We start from the raw sequence: 22,349 nt of genomic DNA, 5'->3' as shown, positions 1-22,349 counted from the left end.
CCTGCAGGCCGCGCCAGTCGCGGCCGTCACGAATGTTGGTCCTGCTTCGGTCCTCGGCCCGCGAAACGGCTGCGCCGTCCTTCACTGACGTTGCGGCCCGCAACCGACATCTATCCTTTTTCCGATTGCTCTCGAGCGGGTTCGCGAACCTGCGGTCCTGCGCCTGCGGACCTCGTGACGGCCGCGACTGGCGCGGCCTTGAATGGAGGTTTTGGAAAATGAGCAGGAAAGAGAGCAAGCCCCGCGTCGATATCTACGCGAAGATCACCGACCGCATCGTCGCAGAGCTGGAAAAGGGCGTGCGTCCGTGGGTTCAGCCATGGAATGCTGGGAATACGACGGGTCGCATCACGCGGCCGCTGCGCCACAACGGACTGCCGTATCAGGGCATCAACACGCTGCTTCTCTGGTCGGAGGCGGTGGCGCGGGGGTTCGTCTCGCCCACATGGATGACGTTCAAGCAGAGCGTTGAACTGGGCGGTCATGTCCGCAAGGGCGAGACCGGATCGATGGTCGTCTACGCCAGCCGCTTCACCCGCACAGAAACCGACGCGAAAGGCGAGGAAGTCGAACGCGGCATTCCCTTCCTCAAGGCCTATACCGTGTTCTGCGCCGATCAGATCGACGACCTGCCGGCGCAGTACTACGGCAATCCCGCGCCGGTGGCCGATCCGGTCGAGCGCATCGAGCATGCCGATGCCTTCTTCACCAATACCGGCGCTGTCATCCGTCACAGCGGCGACAAGGCGTTTTTCAATCCGGCGCTCGACATCGTGCAGATGCCGCCCTTCGAGAGCTTTCGCGATGCTCCGAGTTATTACGCCACGCTCGGGCACGAGATGACCCATTGGGTCGGCTCGGAAAAGCGGCTTGATCGCAATCTCTCCCGCTATCACAAGGATCGCTCCTTCAGGGCGCACGAAGAATTGGTCGCGGATTTGGGCGGCTGCTTCCTGGCGGCCGACCTCGGCATCGTCCCTGAACTGGAGCCGAGGCCGGATCACGCGAGCTATTTGGCCAGCTGGCTTGAAATTCTCAAGAACGAGAAGCGCTTCATTTTCGCCGCGGCGGCGCATGCCCAGCGCGCCGTCAACTATCTGCACGATCTCCAGCCGGGTGCGACGCAGGTCGCGGAGGCGGCGTGATGCTGCATTCTCCGAACATCATGGGGGAGGGCGCTGAGCCTTCCCCGCTCCGCTTGCGCGCGCTATCGCTTGGCGCTGGCGTGCAATCCACCACACTCGCTCTGATGGCGGCCCATGGCGAGATCGGCCCCATGCCCGACTGCGCTATTTTCGCTGATACCGGCTGGGAGCCTCAGGCCGTCTACGATCATCTCGCATGGCTGATGTCGCCGAACGTCTTGCCGTTCCCGGTCCATATTGTCTCGGACGGCAATATTCGCGAGCAGCTGATCGCGGCCGGGCAGGGCAACCGCTGGGCCTCGATCCCCGCCTTCGCCAGGACCGTCACGCCGGCAGGCGCGGTGGTCCCGGTTTTTGACGAGGACGACGAGGGCGAGCTCATCGAAGTCGCCACGAAGTCGCCACGCGCCAGACGACGACGGAGACCGTCTCGATCGGCATGATCCGTCGCCAGTGCACTACGGACTATAAGATTGTTCCAATCCGTCGGAAGGTGCGTGAGCTGGCGGGCCTGACGCGCAAGCGCTCTCCCTCGTTTCCGGTCGTCGAATGCTGGATAGGCATCTCGACGGACGAGATTGTTCGGGCAAAGCCGAGTTTCGAGGCGTGGCAGGTCAAGCGCTTCCCGCTGATCGAAAAGCGCTTGAGCAGGCGGGATTGCCTCGCCTGGCTGCGTCGGCACGACTATCCCGATCCTCCGAAAAGCGCGTGCATCGGCTGCCCGTTTCACAGCAACGCCGTATGGCGATCGATGCGCGAACAGGATGCCGTTGCATGGCAGGACGCCGTCGAGGTCGACCGGGCGCTGCGGACAGGACTCAGGGGCATTCGCGGCGAGGTATACCTGCATCGATCCTGCGTGCCGCTCGAGGACGTCGATCTATCGACCGCCGCTGACCGCGGGCAGCTCGATCTCTGGCCGAATGAGTGCGAGGGCATGTGCGGTGTATGAGGCCGGCTTTGCCCCCGTAACGTTCGGGCCCATCACACGCGAGGAGCTTAACGCCCATCTCGTTCTATAGGGTCACAGGATGGGCGAGATCCACCGCCCGACGCGCGGCTGGTCCTACGGCCTGCGCCACGAGGGCCGGCTGCTTGCCGTCGTCGCGACCGACACGCTCATACGTGAGCGTGTCGCCGGCTTGACGCGGCACGATGCAGTCGAGCTTTCGCGCCTGTGCGCAGCAAAACCGGATCTCTGCCGCGTGGCGCTGCGCCTCTGGCGATCCTTCGCCTTCCCGGCAATTGCTGTCGCACGCGGCTGCCGCTGGGCGGTCAGCTATCAGGATGCCGCCCTCCACAGCGGCAATCTCTTTCGGTTCGACGGGTGGGTTACACTCGGTCGATCGCGGAGCGGGACCGACTCCCGGTCCGGACGCCGGGGCCGAAGAAAGGTCATCTGGGGCTGGTGCGACGATCCGCAAATCAGGCGGAGCCGGGCCGTCGGTCTGGCGACGACGCCGACGGAGCGAAAGAGCGGACCGATTACCTTCAACGCCGAGGATGGCGTCGCGGCTGTTCCCTTCCAGATCGGCGATCTTGTCAATGTAGACGAGAATATCTACATTACTGGCAAGAACTATCTACATGGAGGCCCCATGCCAATCAATGTCAATAACCCGGAGGCTGATGCGCTGACGCGCAGGTTCGCCCATATGGCCGGCGTCAGCATCACCGATGCGATCGTCATCGCGATGAAGGAGGCGATCGAGCGCCGGCGTGATGCCGAGAGCCCGCTTCAGACGGCTGCACGGCTTCGTGAAAAGCATGGCGTGTCGCTGCGCAAGGCGGCGAAGAAGCCGCTCCCGCGCGAAGCTTTCGACGAGATGTGGGAATCGGAGTGATGTTCGTCGACGCGTGCGCGATCATCGCCGTGCTGTCCGATGAACCGGAAGCGGGCCGCGTCTCCGATGCCATCGCTTCCGGGAAGAATGCCTTCACCTCGCCGGTCGCCGTGCTTGAGGCGGTGCTCGGTCTTGCGCGTCCCGACAAGTTTGGTCTTTCGGTATCGGAGGTGGAGCCGATCGTTGCCGAGTTCCTCGACGAGCGCGGGATCGAGGTCCGGGATCTGCCGCCTGCAGCCGAGACCACCAGGCTGGCACTGTCGGCGGCTCACCGGTATCGCTCCGGCCGCCATGGCCTCAATCTCGGCGATTGCCTGCATTACGCCTGTGCGAAATATTTCGCGGTGCCCATTCTGGCGACGGCCGATGAGTTTCGGCAAACCGATCTCGCCACGGTTCCCTGACGGGCGCCAGGTCGGCCCCGGGACCCGGAGGCGCCGCGCCTTCCCGCTGTAGTTTGTCAGGTCCGCGATCGGAACCCCGCCTGTACGGTCGTCCCTGGCGGTTAGCCATTCAGCTTGAAACGAGAGCCAGGATAGGCAAATTGCCGGTCGCCTCTCCCGATAGCGCGCCATAGAAGCAGCGTCGGTTCAATGCATGGGTCAGCCTGGCGCGTAGCGTCGGGCGCTTGTCTCGCTGATCTCCCGGTGCGTCACCGTTCGAAGCCGGTGCGAGACAATGGGGCAACGGTCCCTGTCTTTGGGATCTGAGGCGCTGCGTGGCTTGACTGCGACCGCGATGGGCTCTCGACCGAACAGCCTCTGGCTCGTGGTATGACGCCGTCGACGGAAACGCCGGTCTTCATTCCGGTTTCCACAAAGGCCACGTCCATCTGCGTCCTCGATGTGACTGGTCTGACCGAAGGCCGATCCCGCTATTGCGGGCTCTCGATCTTGTCCCGGCAACGGCCTTCACGACTTTCTTCCCCTGACGGCTGCGCCGCCATTCCTCGCGGACCAAGAAAGCCGCTCCCGGCCGCCTTCCACTTTGTTCCAGCCCTGCGGGTGCCAGTCGATCGCCTCCGGTCCACCGACCGTCATCGAGGTCGCGATGGGCGCGGCCCGAGCAACAAAGGAATGAGACACATGGCTACCATCGGCACCTTCGCTTCCACGGGCAACGGCTTCAGCGGCTCGATCAAGACCCTCAACCTCAACGTCAAGGCCAAGCTGGTCCGCATCGAAAACCCCTCCGACAAGGGACCGCACTTCCGCATCTTCTCCGGCAATGTCGAACTCGGCGCCGCCTGGCAGAAAGTCTCCGCAGAGGGCCGCGACTACCTCTCGGTAAAGCTGGACGACCCGAGCTTCCCCGCTCCGATCTACGCCACCCTGATCGAGGTGGAAGGCGAGGAAGGCCTGCAGCTGATCTGGTCCCGCCCGAACCGGGACTGAGCATCCCGCCAGAGGACCCCGCCGCACAGGCGGGGTTCCTCTCAGCTATAGAGAAGCCGGAACCAGGCATCGAGCCTGGCCCCGGCTTTTTGCTGCCATCCGGTTGGGGAAGGTCTGCTCAGATCGTCCGAGGATGCCATGGCGTTCCGAAGGCCCCAAGGACTTCGTGGTACCCCCAAAATGCTGACGCATTTCGGCTCCCCCACTCGCCGGCTCCGCCGGTCGCGTGCCGCGCTCCTTGACCCCTCCGGCCCACCATGACCGCCGGTGTCATCTTTCACCAACATCAAGGAGATGAACATGTCGATCGATCAACACATCGAGGAGCTTCGGGCCGAGGCCAGAAATGCGATCTGCCGGGACGAGCGTCGCTGGATCGAAGAGGAGCTTGCCAGGGCGCTGGCCGAGCGTGAAGCCATCTGGGCCGAGCAGGAGGCGCTGATGAGCGCCGAGCCTCCTTTCTAGGGGGCTTTCGCCCTGACACCTAACCTCATAAGCCGGATCGACCGGCCTATGAGGTTCGCCGAGCCCGGCGATCATGCGGCCGGCGGCCCGTTCGTGGACCGTAACCGCGCGTGCGTTTGCTGCGCAGCAGCTCCAGAAAGAGCTGCACCGCGTCTTCCTCTTTGTTGAAATGATGTTGCATGATCTTCCCACGCGCGCCGATGCGTCCCCATCTGCGGGTCAGGCAGACGTCTCCGAACAGCGTCGCCTCGATCGACATGGCATAGAACCGGGCCATGTTCTTCGTGGGATCCATCCGCTCGACGTAAAGCTGGTAGGGTTGCGCGATCATAGGGACAGAATCGCGCTTTACGATTTCAAGGTCCAACGACTTCTATGAATCGGTTGCCCACGGCCGATTCATTCCGGTGATGGGTCAGCGCAGCGGCTCTGCCGTGGCCCTGCCATCGACGATTAGGCCATTCCTCGATCAACGTCGCGTCCTGACTATGGGCCGTACGTCCATATCAGGGCGTATCAGGAAAGTGGAAGATTCCCTTTCCGGTCGATGCTTCAACGATGCGCACAGGGAAGTTGGGCGAGCCCCTTCGGGGACGGCTCTACTCGCACCGCAAGAGCGGTGCTCCCGGAGCCGCAAGCGGTCTCCGCGCAGTCGCGTGACGATCCTCTCGCGGCCACGGGACCGTCCACAAATGATGGCTTTCGAAGCACCGCTTACCGAGGAAGATCAGGCATTGGTCCTTCCGCGATGTCCCATATCCAGGAGTCCATTTCACTCTCCGAGACAAGCAGATCGAGCGTCTCGCGATAGGCGCCATCCGCGTCATCGGGAACGATGTACATCGCGATGGGCTGGCCGCCTTCACGGGTCAGCACGACGCTCGCCATCGGCTGTGCCGGCGGCAAATTGTAACGCAACCCCTTCACGAATATGGAGCCGTGCTTCGTGAGCGCGTCAAGCAGCATGCCTTCGTATTGGCTCTCGAATGGAATCCACCGTTCGCTGACCATCATCAGCGCGATCGCCTCGATGGCTGCGATGCCGGATACCCCGACCCCGAACGTTGCCGCTGCGATGAGATGCGATTCCGGGCTTGCCTCCCAAAGCGCGAGTTCGCGAGAAAAGACCTTGTTCATGCGGCGGGTGACGTCGTCGGCCAGCATGAACGGATACCGGGGGGCGTGTTTGACGATCACACGCGATCCGGACCGAGACGGTTGTATCTCCTTCAACTCTCCGATCAGGATCGCGAGCGAACGGCGGTTGCCCTGTGACTGAACGGCTCTGCTCAGAAATGCCTGGCGGCGCTGAACGATTGCGTCGGCGCGCTCCGGATCGAACATCTCCGGAATATAGAGTGCGTCGGAAAGCGGCTTGCCCTTGGCGCTCGAGCTCGACGCCGCCTCGACGACGAACTTGCGCACCACCGCCCAATTGCGGCGGCCGGCCATCGCCGGCCGCCAGCGATTGAACTGCGCCCGGTCCCACAGGAAATGCAGCATCGCCTTTAACGACAATCGCGCCCCGTCGGTCCTGACGTCGCCCGGATCAGCGCTGTCCCCGATTGCAGGCGCGGTCCGTCCGCCGAGCTTGGACAGGCTGAACCCGAGCTTCAGGGCCGTTGTGCCGTCCTGCACATTCTCGACGATTGCCTCGCCCTCGACCGCGCTCAGGCCCGAGAGGTCGGATGGCGGCTCGTAGGACTCGCAGTCGGGCGCGTGCTGCGCCCCGGTGCCCGGCATCCGTTTCAGGATATGGCGGTCTTCAAACCGCGCGATGTACATCTGCACGCCGTCCGCCTGGCAGCGGCAAAGCGGATGTTCACGACGCGAATAGGCATCCGCCAACCGATCGTCGAACGCGGCATCAGCGATGTCGACATCAAGCCCGCCCATGCGGATATGCCGGCTCATGGTCTTCCGGTTCCTGCGGTCATCATCAGACTGGTCTCCTCTTCACTTATTCTGTTTCCGTTTGCTCCCGCGGTTTCGCCGGCCTGCGGTTCTTTGCTGTTCTTCTTCCGTCAATTGAACTCCGCCGATTCTCATTCTTCCAATTTCAGCTACAATGACGCTCACCGCGAAAGGACAACGGATGCGATCTCCCACAAACGGCAATCACGACGCCCCCAACGCTGCCCCTGCCGACGGGCGGCCAACGTTGCGCCCGATGCCCTTCCTCGTCGCATTGCCCTTCAACGTGCTCGAGGCCATTGGCCGCGCCGGTTTCTACACCACCTGGCATCTGCTCTATTTCGTCGCCTGCGCGTTCCGCGCCTTCACCGGCTTTCTGTTCGTCGCCGGCATCGTCATGTTGCTCGTATCGATCGGTGTCTTCGTCAATCCGAATGCTGCGCCCATGCCGTGGTGGTTTTTCCTTTCCTCCGCGCTCGGCATGTTCGTCTTTGCGGTCGGCTACAATCTGTTCCTCGACTGGTTCGCGCCGCCCGGCGCGGAAGATCCGTTCGACCGGTACCGCCCTTCCGCTAAACGGCGGACTTGACGAAACGGTTCGGACTGGCCTGCGCATCCATGTCCTTTCTCCGGAAGTAGATCGCCCGCCCGCAGCGGATCGGGTCGTGGCCCTGTACGATGATGATCTGCTCGTCCTTGCGCATCTGCTGCGTGATTTCGTGCGGCATGATCAGAGGGCGGCGTTGCAGGTTGAGGCTTTCCGAGCGCCGCGACCCGCTGTTGGAATTACTCCACCCGACATTGCGGGATTTGCCCTCGACCTCGACGGTCATCTCGCCGCATTGCGCCGAAACGTTCCGCGCGGTCTCCAGCGCCTTGATCGCGGCATAGGAGGCGAAGGCGCATCCATCGATCCATGACGTCGCGCCATCCTTGCCAAAATGCCGTTCGAGCTGGCCGACCGACTGGTACATGAGCATCAGCGTGATGCCGTATTTTCGACCGCGATCGCGCGCCTCTTCGAGAACGCGCATATAGCCAAGCAAATCGACTTCATCGAGCATGAACAGGGCCCGGCGCTGAAACGCGCCGTCGGCCTGTGTCATGGCATTGATCAGGGAACCGATGATCACCCGGCCAATGCCCGGATAGGAGCGCAGGATGGCGGCAGGGATGTTCAGGAACACGTCCCTCTTTCCGGCGACGAGATCGCTCGATTTGAACGATCGGCCGCAGACAAGCGCGGCATAATCGTCGAGCGACAGCCACTGCGTATCCTTTGATGCCGTGGAGTACACGCCGGAGAATGTCTGCTCGGTCATGTTGGTGAAGACGCCGAGCGTTTCGCGGATGAAGGCGGACGCCGATGTCTCCTGAATGTCGCGCAGCATGGCGAGCACGGACGGTTCCGGCTCGGAGACGATCTGGCGCAAACTGCGCAGGTTCCGCCGACCGGCATATTCCGGAGAGAGCACCACATGGGCGAGCAATCCGGTCAGAAGATTGTGCGCCTGGTTCTGGAAATAGCTGCCGGTCGAGGATTCGAACCGCGCGCTTTCCGACAGCAGCATGTGGGCTACCGCGACAATATCCTCCTCCTTGTGTTTTGACGTTTCGATCCAGTCGAGAACGTTGAACCCCGTCACTGGATTTGTCGGGTCGAGGACCATGCACTCTCGCCCGAGCGATTGCGTCCGGTGCTCGACGACCATAGGTGCGACTTCGGTCGACGGGTCGAGGCAGATCAATGGCCCGGTATAGCGCAGCGCCGTCGGCACCACGTTGCTGGTGGTCTTGAATCCGCCTGAGCCCGCAAAGAACAGCATATGGGTGGAATCGAAATCCTGCTTATAGGTGAGCAGCGGCGCGGTGCCGCCGCTTCCCCATGTCTCGCGGTCGGCCGGATCGAACGGCACGTCGCGGATCGTTTCCTTGTCGACGCGGTAACGTTCGCCGACGACGATCTCGCCGTCTGGCGGAAACAGCTTTGCGGCGGCCGACATGGTGAGCCAATCGGCATCACCGAAGGTTCCGCGCTTGGCGCGCTTCACCGGATCGGACACGACGACCGATATCCGCGCCGATATCGCGACGATGACGAAACCGACGGCCGCAGCAATGACGGCGAAGAAGTCGAGATAGGACAGCACCTCGTCCCAGGTCACCGAGCCGCTCTCGACGGATGGGGACAGCCGCGCATATTCGCGCAAAGCGTAAAAGCCGGCGACCCCGAGAAAGCAGATCAGGCTGACCATCGCCACCGGCCGGCGGCGGTGCATCGGCAGCGCGAAGACAGTGATCAATCCCGCGATCGGACCGAAGAGCAGATTGGGAACGGGTGCTGAGCGTAAGAACCAATAGGCATTGGCAGGCGAGAACCCGCCCGCCATTGCCTGCCATCTGTACGATGTGATCGCCAGGGTCATCGCTGTCACGACGGCAGGCACGATTGCCCATAACAGCGCCGGCTTCAGTTTCGTCTTTCCCGCCATGACCGGCTTCCTCTTGCTGGCGCTTAGTCGCCGTTGGCCTTCTCGGAATCGTCGGAGACGGGCGATCCCGCATCCGCCGCTTCGGCGTCCTTCATGCGGTCGCGTTGGAACGCCATGCCGCCTTTTGCTTTCAGCCGATGATGCTCGGGCGATCCGACGCGTACGGTCGCGGCTTCCAACAGGACACCGAGCAGGAACGCCCGGTCGGCCTGTCGCAGCCCGGCCTTCACCACCAATCCGCCGAGCGTGATCTTCTCGCGCGCGTCTTTCTTGCGATCCTCTGTCATCGTCTGCCGCCGCTTTCGTTCCAGGGCCACAATCCGCCGATCGAGGCGCTTAAGCAGATGCGCCTGAAGGCCCCTTGGCGCTTTTGCGAAATCGCGCGGCGATCTCCTCGAAGACAGCGTCGAGCTCATTGTCGGGAATATCCATCTCGGCCAGTCCTGCCTTGGCCGCCGCGCGCGCGAAGCGCTCATTGGCCTTGGCGAGGATTCCACGGCGTTTTTCGCGTAGTTTATCTATCTGGGCGTCAATCTCTGAAATCGATGATTTAGCGCGCATTTTCTACCTTATCCTTTCCGGAAGCCTTCCTTTGCACGGCGATTATACCGTGTAGAAACGCATAGTAAAAGATGCTAGTTTGCGCCGAGCCGTGAGGCTCACTTTTGGTCTGCGCCCGCAAGGGCGCATCCCGAGAAGCGGCATCGGTCCTGCGGCCCGATCTGTTCGAGGGCGCAATATACGTCGCGGAACGCGACATGCTTGGGAGAGGGTCTGATCGCATGGCGATCATGTTCGTACGGGCACAGGTGATCAGCCGGGGAGCGGGACGCAGTGTCGTCTCGGCCGCGGCCTATCGCCATCGTACGAGGATGGACGAAGAGCAGACGGGGATGAGCTTCCGGTATGAGGGCGGCAAGGCCGAGCTCGTGCATGAAGAGCTGGCGCTGCCGGATCAGACGCCGGCATGGCTCCGCACCATGATCGATGGGAGGACGATCGCCGGCGCCAGCGAGGTGTTGTGGAATGCCGTCGATACCTTTGAGAAGCGGGTGGACGCGCAGCTTGCCCGCGAGATGATCTTCGCGCTGCCGGAGGAGCTGTCGAAGGCGGAGAACATTGCCCTGGTGCGCGAATTCGTCCGCGACCATCTGACATCAAAGGGCATGGTCGCCGACTGGGTCTATCACGACAAGGACGGCAATCCGCATATCCACCTGATGACCACCTTGCGGCCTCTGACCGATGATGGTTTTGGCAACAAGAAGGTCGCGGTTCTCGGCGATGACGGCAAGCCACTGCGTGTCGTCACCCCGGATCGGCCGAAGGGCAAGATCGTCTATCGGCTGTGGGCTGGTGACAAGGACACGATGAAGGCGTGGAAAATCGGCTGGGCGGAAACGGCCAACAAGCATCTTGCGCTTGCCGGTCACGATATCCGCCTGGATGGGCGCAGCTATGCCGAGCAGGGCCTCGACGGCATCGCCCAAAGCCATCTCGGTCCGGCAAAAGCGGCCTTGGCCCGAAAGGGCAGGGAGATGTACTTCGCACCAGCCGCCCTGGCGAAGCGGCAGGAAATGGCCGACCGCCTTGCCGATGAACCCGGCCTTTTGCTGAAGCAGCTCAGCCGGGAACGTTCGACATTCGACGAGCGGGAAATCGCCAAAGCACTGCATCGCTATGTCGACGATCCGGCGGTCTTCGCCAATATCCATGCGCAACTGATGGCGTCGTCGGATCTGGTGACGCTGAAGCCGCAGCAGATTGATTCGGACACAGGAAAGGTTGCCGACGTCGCCGTGTTCACCACACGCGCCATGCTGCGCACCGAATACGATATGGCGCAGTCGGCGCGGGAGCTGTCGCGTCGATCGGGCTTCACGGTGACGTCCGAAAAAGTCGGTAACGCCATTCGCCTGGTGGAGAGCCGCGATCCGGAGAAGCCGTTCAGGCTCGACGCCGAACAGGTCGACGCCGTCCGGCACGTCACCGGCGATAGCGCTATATCCGCCGTCGTAGGGTTGGCCGGTGCGGGCAAATCCACCTTGCTCGATGCGGCGCGCATTGCCTGGGAGGCGGACGACCGTCGCGTCGTCGGAGCGGCCCTTGCCGGTAAGGCCGCCGAGGGTCTTGAAGAGAGTTCCGGGATCAAATCACGCACGCTCGCCTCATGGGAACTGGGCTGGGCGGACGGTCGGGACACGCTGCAAAAGGGCGATGTGCTGGTTATCGACGAGGCCGGCATGGTGTCGTCGGAACAGTTGGCGCGTGTCTTGAAGATTGTCGAGGACGCTGGAGCAAAAGCGGTGCTGGTCGGGGATCCGATGCAGCTCCAGCCGATCCAGGCGGGCGCGGCGTTCCGGGCGATTGTCGAGCGCATCGGCTTTGCCGAATTGACCGGTGTTCGTCGCCAGCGCGAGCAGTGGGCGCGCGGTGCCTCCCGCCTGTTCGCGCGCGGGAAGGTCGAGGAGGCGCTCGACGCTTATGCGCAACATGACCGCATCGTCCAGCTTGAAACCCGCGATGCGGTGATCGAGCGGATCGTCGAGGATTGGGGGCAGGCGCGGGCGGATTACCGGAAGAAGGCGGAATCGGAAAGCCGCGTTCTCACCGGTTCGGAACTGCTGGTTCTGGCGCAAACCAATGATGATGTCGGAAAGCTCAATCATGCGATCCGCACCGTGATGCGTCGTCAGGAAGCGCTTGGCGAAGACCGCGCGTACCAGACCGAGCGGGGCGCGCGGCAGTTCGCGATTGGCGACCGACTGATCTTCCTCGAAAACGCCCGCTTCTTTGAGAAGCGCGCCGAGCATCTCGCTGTTCAGCAAGTGAAGAACGGCATGCTCGGAACCGTCGTTCGCACGACGAACGAGCGGGGCGAGACGCTGCTCACGGTAAAGCTTGATGCGGGGCGGGAGGTAACCTTCGGCCAGGACACCTATCGCAATGTCGACCACGGCTATGCGGCCACCGTGCACAAATCTCAAGGCGCGACCGTGGACAGGACGTTGGTTCTGGCCACCGGCATGATGGATCAGCATCTCGCCTATGTTGCGATGTCGCGACATCGCGATCGGGCCGATCTCTATATGGCGCACGAGGATTTTGCGCCGCGCGAGAAATGGGGCAGGGCGCAGCGCGTCGATCACGCCGCCGGCGTCACCGGTCAACTGGTCGAAACCGGCGAAGCGAAATTCCGTCCAAACGACGAAGATGCAAAAGAGAGCCCATATGCCGACGTCAAAACCGACGACGGCGTGGTCCATCGCGTCTGGGGTGTCAGCCTTCCGAAGGCTATTGAGAAAGGCAGCGTCGAGATCGGCGACACCGTCACCTTGCGCAAGGACGGAGTTGAGCACGTCACGGTGAAGATACCGGTCGTGGATCCCGAAACCGGCAAAAAGACCTTCGAGGAGCGTGAGGTCGAACGCAATGTCTGGACCGCAGAGCGGGCCGAGACCGCGGATGTACGCCAAGAACGTCTCGCGCAGGAAAGTCATCGTCCGGAACTGTTTAAGTCATTGGTCGAGCGCCTGTCCCGCTCCGGCGCCAAGACGACGACGCTCGATTACGAATCCGAAGCGGGCTACCAGGCACAGATTGTCGACTTCGCCCGCCGCCGCAACATGGATCATGCCATCGAGCTTGCTGCCGGAATGGAGCAGGGGATGGAGCGGCGCCTGTCGTGGATTGGTGCACAACGTGATCGCGTGGCGCGGCTTTGGGAGCGCGCCAGCGTCGCACTCGGCTTTGCGATCGAGAAGGAGCGCAGCGTCTCCTACGACGATAGGGCGGTTCGGACGCAAACGGTGGATCCGGCATATGTCGGTGTATCTGGAATTGCGCCCGCGCAGATTGGGGCGGCTGCCGAACAGACGCGATATCTGCTCGCGCCACAGGCGAGTTTTATCCGCTCGCTGGACGAAGACGCGCGGATCGAGCATCTTGCGTCGACACGGTGGAAAGAGCGCGAGGCGATTCTGCTCCCCGTGCTCGAGCGTATCTATCGCAATCCTGCCGCTGCCCTCGATCGTCTGAACGCGGAGGCGTCGGCCTTTGAAGTCGAGCCACGGCAGCTCGGTGAAAAGCTTGCTCGCAGTCCCTCGATGCTTGGGGCCATGCGTGGCAGCGACAGCCTGGTCGACGGCCAGATAGCGCGGAAGGAACGGGCTGAGGCCGTCGCCGCTGTCGCAGAGCTCGGCCCCCTGGCGCGCAGTCACGCCGAAAACTTCAAGCATGACCGGGCCAATTTTGAGAACCGTGAGCATGCGCGCCGCGCCGCCATGGCGCTTTCGGTCCCGGCACTGTCCCCGCATGCGGTGGCGCGGCTCAATGAAGTCGAGGCGGTTCGCGAGAAGGGCGGCGAAGGCGCCTACAAGACGGCCTTTGCCTATGCAGCGTCAGAGCGCTCGCTGGTGCAGGAGATGAAGGCCCTCGGCGAAGCGCTGACCGCCCGCTTCGGCTGGAGCGCCTTTACCGAAAAGGCCGACCAGTATGCCGAAAAGCAGATGGTCGCGCGCATGCCCGAAGGAATGCCAGAGGCAAAACGGCAAGAGTTGACGACGCTGTTTGCGGCCGTGCGCCGTTTTAACGAACTGCAATATCTGGCCGAGCGGCACGATCCATCGCGGGTCATAGCGCCGGCGGCCTACGATCCGGCCACGGCTCCAGAGATGTCCAGGCCACCCGCCTTGCCGATGCTCGCGGCGGTCACCGAGTTCGCGGCAACTGTCGATGATGAAGCCAAAAAGCGTGCGCTGGAGGTTCCCCGCTATAGGCAACAGCGCGCAGCACTTGCTGAGGCCGCGCAGCGCGTCTGGCGCGATCCTGCGGCGGCCCTTGCGACGATTGAGGCTCTGGTCGTCAAGGGCGTCGAGCCCGAGCGCATCGCGCGTGCCGTCGCGAACGACCCCGCGGCTTATGGCGCACTGCGCGGTTCCGACCGCGTTGTGGATCGGCTCATGGCCACCGGGCGGGAACGCAAGGCTGCGGTCGAAGCCGTGGCGAGCGCAGCCGCCAGCGTCGTTGCAACGGGCAAGGCCTGGCAGGGCGCGTTCGACGCCGAGAAGGCGGCCATTGCCGCAGATCGGGAGCGAATGAGCGTACCGGTGCCCGGACTGTCACCACGGGCGGTATCCGAGCTGGCCCGCGTGACGGCCACAGCCGAGAAGTCTCCCAAGGACATAACCCGGCTCGTCCGTTCTCTGGATGCAAAGGTGAGAGCGGAGTTCGCAGCCGTCAGCAATGCGCTCGACAAGAGGTTCGGGCCGAACGCGATTGGACGTGCGCAGGCAAACGTCATCGATCGGGTGCCGGCGGCGCAGCGCAAGGTCTTCGAGGCCATGCAGCCCCGCCTCAAGGTGCTGCAGAATGCCGTTCGCGCCGACAAGGCCCAGGACATCATCGCCGAGCGCCAGATGCGGGCACTCAACCAGACCAAAGGCATCACGAGATAGCAGAAGGGACAAGACAATGGCCGGACAGATAACAACGCTCGACGCGATTGTGCGGGCCGAGCTCGCCATCGAAATCATGAATCAGGCGCGTGGGTTGGTATCGGAACGCGTTGCCGCCATCGAGGCGAACGATCCGGCCGGCGCCGAAGCGCTGCGCGCCAAGCGGCGGGAGTTGCTTGCGGTGCAGAACCGCATTCGGGTCGGCGATCCCGAGCAGATCGAAGCCGTGATCGCGGAATGGGGGCCGCGGGTCAAAGACGCGGCCGCGTTCTGGCGGGAGCTCTGATCCATGGCGGACGAAGCTACCCTCGGCCGGCTGTCGGAGGCCCAGAACGAACACATCTTTCGCACGGAAATCCTGCCCGACTATCTCCCCGACGATATCGGCAAAGCGGACCGGCCGACCCTGATCGTGCTCGGCGGCCAGCCTGGTTCCGGCAAAACAGCTCTGCTGACGGCGAGCCTTACGGAGCTGGAGGAAACGGGTCCCGCCATCCGCGTCGTCGGCGATGATCTGCGATCCTATCATCCGGGTTTTGTCGCTCACCAGAACGCCGATCCGATGACGGCGTCGCGCTTCACGCAAGCCGACGCCGGTATCTGGAGCGAGAAGCTGCTCACCGCTGCCACCGGTCACGGTGTCCATGTCGTGTTTGAAACCACGATGAGGACGCCCGACAATGTCGAGAAAATCATGACGGCCGGACGATCGGCCGGCTATCGCATCGAAGCGCGCGTGCTGGCCGTCAGTTCGCGAGTCAGTTGGCAGGGTTGCCACTACCGCTTCGAGGAATTGCATCATGCCGGCGCAGCGGCGCGGATCCCGCCGCGCGCCGTCCATGATGCCGCCGTCACCGGCCTTGCCGAAAGCCTGGAGCGCATTGAGCGCCGCAAGCTCGCCAGCCGGGTCCTGATTCAACGGCCCGATGGCGAAGCGGTCTATGACAATGTTCTGTCCAATGGACAGTGGCGGGCGGCCGCCATGGCGCGCCAGGTGCTCGAGGAGACGCGCAGCCGACCTTTGTCCCGCGAGGAAATCGACGCCTTCGCGCTTGTCTGGGCCAAGGTCGTGGATCGTATGGAGGCTCGTAGCGCGCCGGCGTCCCTGCTCGATGAAGTCAAGGCCCACTCACGCGAAGACCTCGCCTGGTTTCTGGCGGATCGGCGTCGCTCGGATGATGACGATGCCATGAAGACCGCCCGGGAGGTCAAGCAGCGGATCGGCATCGACCGGAGTCCCATCATTCCAGGCGGCGAAGACCCTCTGGCGCGTCCCCTGGTCCGTGATCGTGAGGAAGAGAAACCGGAGCGGCAGGTTCGACCGGGAGAGGTCCTCATTCCCGGGCGGGACGTGCCCGATCTGAGCGAGGCCGAGATCGGCACCAAGCTGCGGCAATCCTCACGGCTGGAGCAAAAGCGTTCTGAAATCGAACGGCTATCCCAACTGGTCTATGGAAACGCCGCTGCTACATCGGCGACGGTCGAGAGCATCGATGGCGCCATGGCGGGCTCCGTCGCTGGACAGGATATCCGGGCTGGAAAGCTTGGACCCATGGCAGGCGAGGGCGGTCGGTTCCTGCGTGCCGAAAGCCCGGAACGCCAGACCGCGAAGGCACATCTGCCGCAGCTTGCCGCCGCAATGGAGGATTATGGCCGCACGGTCGATTTCGAGCGGCATCAGATCGAGACGAAGCATCGTGAGGAGCAACATCGCCAGCGTCAGGAAATCCGAGCGCCATCGGTGGGATTGACGGCAATCCTGCAGGCGCCGGCGCACGAGCAGGCCGCGAGGCTGCACGCCGCCCCGCAGTTGCGACGGGAGCTGGACGGCATCGCTTCGTCAATCAATCGGCGGTTGACGCCCTCTGACCGAAATGCCTTGAAATCAGGGGATCTCGATCGACTGTCACGAAACCTCGCTGTCCCTCATGAGCGTGTCGCCACGCTCGCGCGCGTGCAGTCTCAGGTGCAGGCGGTGCATGGTCAGACCCAGCTGCAGCGACAGCAATTGGAACGCGGCCGCAATGCTGGGATCTCGATAAAGCGATAAGCTTGCCTGGCGGGGTCCCGGCCACCACTGGAATCGCTGGGATCAGGAAATCAGATCATGCTATCGCGTCGCCTCATCGCCTCATCGCCTCATCGCCACGGCGAGCGCGCGGCTCTAGTAGGCGGTGATCTGGCCGGACTGGATGACTGCCCGGACGGCCGCAAAGGGCTCGTGCTCCGCCTGCACCCACAGAACATGTCTCGGCGCATCCTCTCGAGACGCTCTCAGGGCAGACTCGAGTAACATCTTCGTTCCAATGCAGGTCAGCAAATCGGACGCGTCAACGCGTAGCCACAGCATTCCCGGAACGGGCCGGATGATGGCACGGGAAGAGTTGAGCTCGAGAATAAGATCGTCACCCTCTCTCATTTGTTCTCTACAGTAACACGCGAGAGCCAAATTGATGGATTGAGCGAGATGCTCCCCTTCGGAGACGGTCAGACATGCTTCGTTCGAGGTGCGCATACGAAGACACCTTTCTGCAGACCTTGCGGTACCGCAGGATAAGTTTGTCGCAAAATGTACGGGGAGACTGGCGGATCGCCGACGGCGCGCTGTTTTCATAAGATGGTCCAACTTTCTAAAATGCGGATCTTGCCTAGCCCGCACGCTATGGATTATGGCGCGACCCCTCCAGCTGAAGAGATGCGGGCGGTCGGGGCAATGGCGTCAGCGAAGTAAATCTCCGTCACCCGGAACCCGCCGCCGACCCTCTTGCACTGCACGATCACGTCGATCGAAATCTTCAGCAGGTTTCGGATGTCTTCCCGGTCGAGGTCCTGTCCCCCCTCGGATTCTTTGACCAGGAGTGTCAACTGCTCGAACGCCAGGCTTGGTGAATCCGCATGGACGGTGGTGATCGAGCCGGGGTGCCCGGAATTGATGTTTCGGATGTAGTAGAACGCAGTGCCGTCACGCAGCTCCTGCAGGAGGACCCGATCCGGGCGCATGCGCAGGCACGATTCAAGCAGATCCTTCGCGCCGAGCTTTGCCAGCCCCTGCCCGCCCTTGGAATAGAACAGCCGGACATGGTTCGGCTGCGGGATCGTCAACTCCGGTGTGTCTTCGATGCTGATGAGCCGTTCGTCGTCTGGAATGTGCTGGATTAGCGCCTTCGAGATCGTGGTCTTGCCGGATCCCGTGGCGCCAGAGATGATGATGTTCTTGCGCGCAAGAACCGCACCTTCGAGAAAGACGCGATACTGTCCGCTGCGGTAGCTCGCTAACAACGGATCTTCACGAGAGGTCTGATCGGCGCTCGCAACGACATTCTCGAACAAGCCGCCCTCCTCCAGATCAGCCGTGGACAGCGCAACAGATGAGGGCTTGCGGATGGTGATGGAAACGGTGTCGCGTGTCGTCGCCGGCGGGATCACAATCTGGATGCGTTCGTCGTCCGGAAGGGTGGCAGAGAGAAGCGGGCGCGTCTCGTCGATGCCCTGATTTGAGTAACTTGCCACCGCGCGGGCCAGCCGCATCAGCTTGTCAAACGACAGGTCCGGCAGCTCGTGGCGTTTCCAGCCAGCCGTTCCTTCCGTCAGCACTTCGCCGGGTCGATTGATGACGACCTCGTAGAGGCTCTCGTCTTTCAAGAAGCGATCGAGCGGCAGAAGCAGTTGGCGGACGACGCCAGCATCGGAGTTTTCCGCCATCCCCTGCCCTATTTCGTGACCAAATCGGATTTTGGATAGAAGTCGCCTATCACGGCGCGGTCGTAGATCGTGTTGCGCGGCTCGGTGACCCGCAGACCATAGATGCTTGAGAAATCGAGATCGCGCGCCACGAAGATCGAAACGAGTGACCCCTGGTGCTTCATGAGCGTTGGCGGAATGTTGATGGACTGCTCGACGGCGATCGCGGCGGCGTCTTTGCCGGCGCTTGTCGTGCCCTGCGCCTGCACATCACTGCGCTGTAGTTCCTGACCGGCATAGGTGGCAATATCGCCGACCACCGACAGAAGTAGCGCGCTTCCGAAGCGCTCCCACCAATGCGTATCGACGTAACCATCAAAGCCAGCCCGGCCGATCGCATCGGTTGCCGGCGAGGCCATTGTGATGATGACGCCTGTGGGCGTCTTGGCTCGGTTCCAGAGCACGAACAACCGGCTTTGGCCGCGGCGCAGTCCGCCACGATATTCGCCCACGACCTGGGTGCCTTTCTCCATCAGCACGACCCGGCCGTTGTCGGAGAGAATATCTCGGGTAATCACGCAACTGGTGAATCCCGGCTGATCGGATGACAGCGCGGTTTCGAGCGCGCAGGGGATCGAGGTCCCCATCGCCACGATGAAGTTCCGGTTGCCGAGATGTCCGGCCTTCGATCCTTCCAGGACAGTTGGCTTCAGCATCCGGTTGAAGCGCTGATCCTCGTTCTCGCCCTGCCCCCCTCCTCCCAGGAGGCCGTCAACCGGGACGAAGTTTGGATCGGTCGTCGCGTCGCCCGTATTGGAAGGCCTGGCATTGTTGCCGGACTGACCGCCGCCAAAGGCCATCACCGGCGCCCGTCTTGCCGCATCGAGCAGTTCATCGACCGGGGGCGTCTCCGCCGTCTCGACGGCCGGCGTCGGTAGTTTGATCTCGGGAACTGGCAGGGCCACGGGCTCGGGTTCGGCCCGGGCCGGTTCGAACTCCGTCGTCTGACGGATCACTCCCGATCCCGGCTGCTCGACGTCCTCCTTCGGCCCCTGGCGCATCGACCACATGGCGAAACCCATGAAGGCGACGACCGCCAGCACGACCGCGCCTCGCTTGAGCAAGGGATTGCTGTCGCCCTTGCGTGCCGCCGAGGTCTGACCGCGTTCGCCGGGGATCGATGTTTCTGGCGTATCTGTCATGGCGGCTCCCTTATTGTCCGGCGGCCGGAACCTTCACCACTCGTTCGACCGAGGGCGAGGTGGTATTGGTTCCCGGATCGACGCCTACCGGCGAATAGGCCTCGTTGAAGATGCAGAGCGTGTCCGATCCACGCCGCAGGATAAACTTGCGGCTGATCGCATGGACCAGAACGAGGTCGCCCTGAACCGTCTTCGGCACCAGGCTTTCCGTCCCGTCGGAATTCTCTATGTAGATCGCGGGCATCTCCTGATTGCCGCTGAAGGCAAAGGTCGTCACCTTGCCATTATCGTAGACCGCCTGCGGTTCGATTGCGGCGGAGCCTTGCGCCGAATAACGCCAGTTTCGTGGGCCGTATTGTTCATGGATGCCGAGGACCTGATCGGCATAACCAGCCTCGGCCGCACGCTTCTTCGCCTCATCCTCGAGGCGTCGCCGCTCTGCTTCATCGGCCGGATAGCGGTACTTCACATAGAAATATGTGTTCTGCCCGGCATCGACCGAACCGTCTCGAACGACCAATTCCATCTGATAGCTGCGCTTGGAGCCGTCGCGCCGTGTCGTCACAACCGAGATGTTGGTGGCGGGTTGGTTCTCGCGTGGTTTGAGGAACAGGATGTGGCCGGCAGGTGCGACTTCCCAGGCAACGGTATTGCCGAGTGCCACATGAGCGATTTCCTCGTCTGGCGCGAACTCCACCTGGACCGAAGAACGGATCGTGCCGACGATGCGGGTGATATTGTAGGGTTGGTAGCTGACGAAACGCACGCGATTGTCCTGCTGCGCGCTGGTCGGAATCTCCAGGGCCTGAACAGGGAATGCGGCCAGTGCCGCGATGATGGCCACGGCAAGGAACGATCGTTTTCTCAATTCAAGGCCTCCGGATCGGCCCGGTACTCGCTCACCACGAACCCAAGCGGGTTCACCAACCGGTCGCTGGAGGATATTGGGGCATTGGCATAGGAATAGGTGATCGTTGCCACCCAATGGGTTGTGCGGACATCTTCGCCGCGTGTGATTGTCCGCGTGTAGCGGACTGAAACGACATTGCTGTTGATGAGTGAGATTGACTTGATCCCGATACGGGACGTCGCCGAGCGCCCATAGACATTCTGCGGAGATTCCGGATTGCCGCCGCGATACGCGGCCGCAAAGCGCTGCTGCTCAGCCGCGTTCGACATCAGCGATGCGGTCCGGAAATTCTCTTCCGCTTCCGACCAGACATAGCCTTCGCGTGCCCGGACGTAACGGGCGGCGAAATATTTGGTGACCTCCTCGTCATAGTTGCCGGCGGTCGACGCCATGGCTGACACGACGTCGACGATGCCGGTCGAATTGTCGACGCGGATGACAAAGGGTTCGACCGTCTTGAGCGGCGTCAGCGCGACCACGGCGGCAACCGAGACGCAGGCCAGCACGCTGGCGACGATGGCGACGAACCAGGCGAGTCGTTTTGAGCGCTCGGCGGAGACGATCCGGTCCTGATCGAAGCGGCGCGCCTTGTCGAAATATTCCTTGAGACTGTCTGTCGTCACCATGCCCCCTACCCTGCCCGGCAAGCGGCGTGAGAGCCGGCTTCGTCGAATCCGGCGAAGGCTACGGTCGCGACGGTTGGTTCATGCTCGGCGAACGCCAAGGCTAACGCGTCGCCACCAGCGCGCGAGGATTGCTGTTGCGGATTGCCCTGTGCTTTCCCGGCATCCCAATCCCACATCGAACGATTGAGCGGACGCTTCGCGTAACCGTCGCATTTAGGCAGCGGGTAACTTAGCGTCGCGCAGCCGGAGACCGCCGCCAGCAGCCCCATCATTGTTACAACTCGAACTATATGCACGCTGAAATACCCCTCATGGTAATGGCGTCAGGCTCCTCTGCCGGTCAGCCTGCGCCAACTCCAACCGATCGCGCGCACTACGGTGTTGTTGTGCCCATCGCGCGCCGCGGTATAGCCATAGGTCAGCGAGGCACCGCCGGAGGCGAGCGCCGAGGCAATACCTGGCAGCTGATAAAAGACGTACAGTGACGCAAGCCCGATGGCGCCGACGGCGATCGGGCGCATCAGGACGTCGCTGTAAGCCTCGACAGTCGTAAACATGGTCGCGAAGCTGGTGACCAGCAGCGAGCCGACCGCGACAACCAGAACCTGCAGAATGACGAAGTTGGCGAGCTGCCCGATCCACGCCTCGGTGAAGCGGCGTGTCGACTGGAACATGGCCAGTGCGATGAAGATCGGTCCGATCGCGAGAACGATCGCAAGGGCGACCCGCGCATAGAGTGAAACAACATAGCCGATCGAGGCCACGACAAAAGTCACAAACACGACGACAAGACCGGCAAAACCGGTCAGCGGATCGACCGGCCATGAGGCCTGTGCCCAAATATCATTGGCGGATTTCTGACCCTTGTCGAGCAGACTGTCGAAGGTCGTAGCGCTCGGCGCGCCGCCGGTATTCAGTGCTTCGGAAACTTCCCTGGGCAGAATCTCGAAAAAGACGTTAGTCACATAGGTCTGATATTCGCCGGCGTTCCTCACCAGCATCAGTATGATGGCGAGCTTTATCGCCCGGAAGGCAAACTCCATGATCGGTTCCTGCACCGATCCGCGCAGGATCAGGAAACCGTAAAGGATCACGTAGAGTGTCAGCGCTGCTGTCAACGGCCCCGTCACCCACGCGCTGATCCCGCTTGTACCGGAACTGATGAAGTTCTGGAGCGGCGTCGTGAACTGGCGATCGAGAAAGTCGAAGACGGTGTACAT

22 protein-coding genes are annotated in these 22,349 nt (G+C 62.5%); 11 read left to right on the top strand and 11 right to left on the bottom strand.

Going from position 1 to position 22,349, the window contains the following annotated elements:
- Positions 1-218 precede the first annotated feature (218 nt).
- The 7 genes from J2X50_RS22430 (at position 219) to J2X50_RS22400 (ending at position 4,848) form a co-directional block, all read left to right on the top strand.
- A complete protein-coding gene (locus J2X50_RS22430; RefSeq protein ID WP_011578770.1) occupies positions 219-1,145 on the top strand; it encodes an ArdC family protein in 927 nt (308 codons plus the stop codon).
- The gene (locus J2X50_RS22425; protein WP_429098186.1) at positions 1,145-1,588 is read left to right on the top strand and encodes a hypothetical protein; all 444 of its coding nucleotides are present in this window, start codon (positions 1,145-1,147) and stop codon (positions 1,586-1,588) included. Before J2X50_RS22430 ends, J2X50_RS22425 begins: the two co-directional genes overlap by 1 nt.
- Complete coding sequence (locus tag J2X50_RS22420) at positions 1,585-2,097, top strand: hypothetical protein (RefSeq protein WP_429098184.1); 513 nt, start codon at positions 1,585-1,587, stop codon at positions 2,095-2,097. The genes J2X50_RS22425 and J2X50_RS22420 overlap by 4 nt, the downstream gene beginning before the upstream one ends.
- Before the next feature lie 646 nt (positions 2,098-2,743).
- On the top strand, positions 2,744-2,989 hold the full coding sequence (locus J2X50_RS22415) for a type II toxin-antitoxin system VapB family antitoxin (protein ID WP_429098194.1): 246 nt from the start codon (positions 2,744-2,746) through the stop codon (positions 2,987-2,989).
- Entirely contained in the window at positions 2,989-3,393 is a 405-nt protein-coding gene (locus J2X50_RS22410) for a type II toxin-antitoxin system VapC family toxin (protein ID WP_011578773.1), read from the top strand. Before J2X50_RS22415 ends, J2X50_RS22410 begins: the two co-directional genes overlap by 1 nt.
- A gap of 681 nt (positions 3,394-4,074) precedes the next feature.
- Positions 4,075-4,383 carry a DUF736 domain-containing protein gene (locus tag J2X50_RS22405; protein ID WP_011578774.1) on the top strand — a complete coding sequence of 103 codons (309 nt, stop codon included), beginning with the start codon at positions 4,075-4,077 and terminating at the stop codon, positions 4,381-4,383.
- Between the two features lie 300 nt (positions 4,384-4,683).
- A complete protein-coding gene (locus J2X50_RS22400; protein ID WP_166016289.1) occupies positions 4,684-4,848 on the top strand; it encodes a hypothetical protein in 165 nt (54 codons plus the stop codon).
- A 46-nt stretch (positions 4,849-4,894) separates the two neighbouring features.
- Here J2X50_RS22400 and J2X50_RS22395 read toward each other — a convergent pair whose 3' ends face one another.
- Together J2X50_RS22395 and J2X50_RS22390 are read right to left on the bottom strand one after the other, a co-directional pair.
- Entirely contained in the window at positions 4,895-5,179 is a 285-nt protein-coding gene (locus tag J2X50_RS22395) for a WGR domain-containing protein (RefSeq protein WP_429098181.1), read from the bottom strand.
- A 383-nt stretch (positions 5,180-5,562) separates the two neighbouring features.
- The gene (locus J2X50_RS22390) at positions 5,563-6,762 is read right to left on the bottom strand and encodes a DUF1173 domain-containing protein (protein ID WP_429098179.1); all 1,200 of its coding nucleotides are present in this window, start codon (positions 6,760-6,762) and stop codon (positions 5,563-5,565) included.
- Positions 6,763-6,916: 154 nt separating this feature from the next.
- Here J2X50_RS22390 and J2X50_RS22385 point away from each other — a divergent pair, with 154 nt between their 5' ends.
- Entirely contained in the window at positions 6,917-7,351 is a 435-nt protein-coding gene (locus J2X50_RS22385; RefSeq protein WP_429098177.1) for a hypothetical protein, read from the top strand.
- On the opposite strand, the gene traG is transcribed toward J2X50_RS22385, so the two are convergent.
- The 3 genes from traG to J2X50_RS22370 are packed head-to-tail and all read right to left on the bottom strand — an operon-like array spanning position 7,335 to position 9,815.
- Positions 7,335-9,254 carry a Ti-type conjugative transfer system protein TraG gene (traG, locus tag J2X50_RS22380; RefSeq protein WP_011578779.1) on the bottom strand — a complete coding sequence of 640 codons (1,920 nt, stop codon included), beginning with the start codon at positions 9,252-9,254 and terminating at the stop codon, positions 7,335-7,337. The genes J2X50_RS22385 and traG overlap by 17 nt on opposite strands.
- Before the next feature lie 23 nt (positions 9,255-9,277).
- On the bottom strand, positions 9,278-9,541 hold the full coding sequence (locus tag J2X50_RS22375; protein WP_018431381.1) for a conjugal transfer protein TraD: 264 nt from the start codon (positions 9,539-9,541) through the stop codon (positions 9,278-9,280).
- 49 nt (positions 9,542-9,590) lie between these two features.
- On the bottom strand, positions 9,591-9,815 hold the full coding sequence (locus J2X50_RS22370) for a TraC family protein (protein WP_011578781.1): 225 nt from the start codon (positions 9,813-9,815) through the stop codon (positions 9,591-9,593).
- A gap of 221 nt (positions 9,816-10,036) precedes the next feature.
- Here J2X50_RS22370 and traA point away from each other — a divergent pair, with 221 nt between their 5' ends.
- From traA to J2X50_RS22355, 3 genes are read left to right on the top strand one after another with little or no spacing between them, the layout of a single operon-like run.
- A complete protein-coding gene (traA, locus tag J2X50_RS22365; protein WP_429098175.1) occupies positions 10,037-14,710 on the top strand; it encodes a Ti-type conjugative transfer relaxase TraA in 4,674 nt (1,557 codons plus the stop codon).
- Positions 14,711-14,726: 16 nt separating this feature from the next.
- Positions 14,727-14,996, top strand: coding sequence for a hypothetical protein (locus J2X50_RS22360; RefSeq protein WP_011578783.1), 270 nt, complete (start codon positions 14,727-14,729; stop codon positions 14,994-14,996).
- 3 nt (positions 14,997-14,999) lie between these two features.
- On the top strand, positions 15,000-16,760 hold the full coding sequence (locus tag J2X50_RS22355; protein ID WP_429098174.1) for a BID domain-containing T4SS effector: 1,761 nt from the start codon (positions 15,000-15,002) through the stop codon (positions 16,758-16,760).
- 617 nt (positions 16,761-17,377) lie between these two features.
- Here J2X50_RS22355 and virB11 read toward each other — a convergent pair.
- Genes virB11 through J2X50_RS22325 form a run of 6 tightly spaced genes read right to left on the bottom strand, consistent with a single transcriptional unit; the run spans position 17,378 to position 22,349 of the window.
- Complete coding sequence (virB11, locus tag J2X50_RS22350; RefSeq protein WP_429098173.1) at positions 17,378-18,412, bottom strand: P-type DNA transfer ATPase VirB11; 1,035 nt, start codon at positions 18,410-18,412, stop codon at positions 17,378-17,380.
- Between the two features lie 8 nt (positions 18,413-18,420).
- On the bottom strand, positions 18,421-19,593 hold the full coding sequence (virB10, locus tag J2X50_RS22345; protein WP_429098171.1) for a type IV secretion system protein VirB10: 1,173 nt from the start codon (positions 19,591-19,593) through the stop codon (positions 18,421-18,423).
- Positions 19,594-19,603: 10 nt separating this feature from the next.
- Complete coding sequence (virB9, locus tag J2X50_RS22340; protein ID WP_428529613.1) at positions 19,604-20,461, bottom strand: P-type conjugative transfer protein VirB9; 858 nt, start codon at positions 20,459-20,461, stop codon at positions 19,604-19,606.
- The gene (locus J2X50_RS22335; protein WP_429098169.1) at positions 20,458-21,129 is read right to left on the bottom strand and encodes a virB8 family protein; all 672 of its coding nucleotides are present in this window, start codon (positions 21,127-21,129) and stop codon (positions 20,458-20,460) included. Before J2X50_RS22335 ends, virB9 begins: the two co-directional genes overlap by 4 nt.
- A 5-nt stretch (positions 21,130-21,134) precedes the next feature.
- A complete protein-coding gene (locus J2X50_RS22330; protein ID WP_018431390.1) occupies positions 21,135-21,401 on the bottom strand; it encodes a hypothetical protein in 267 nt (88 codons plus the stop codon).
- Between the two features lie 51 nt (positions 21,402-21,452).
- A complete protein-coding gene (locus tag J2X50_RS22325) occupies positions 21,453-22,349 on the bottom strand; it encodes a type IV secretion system protein (protein ID WP_018431391.1) in 897 nt (298 codons plus the stop codon).

This window comes from Aminobacter sp. BE322, from assembly GCF_050433525.1.
Classification (GTDB): domain Bacteria; phylum Pseudomonadota; class Alphaproteobacteria; order Rhizobiales; family Rhizobiaceae; genus Aminobacter.
Note: the sequence above shows the minus strand (reverse complement) of the source record. Positions and strands in the feature narration are given on the sequence as shown.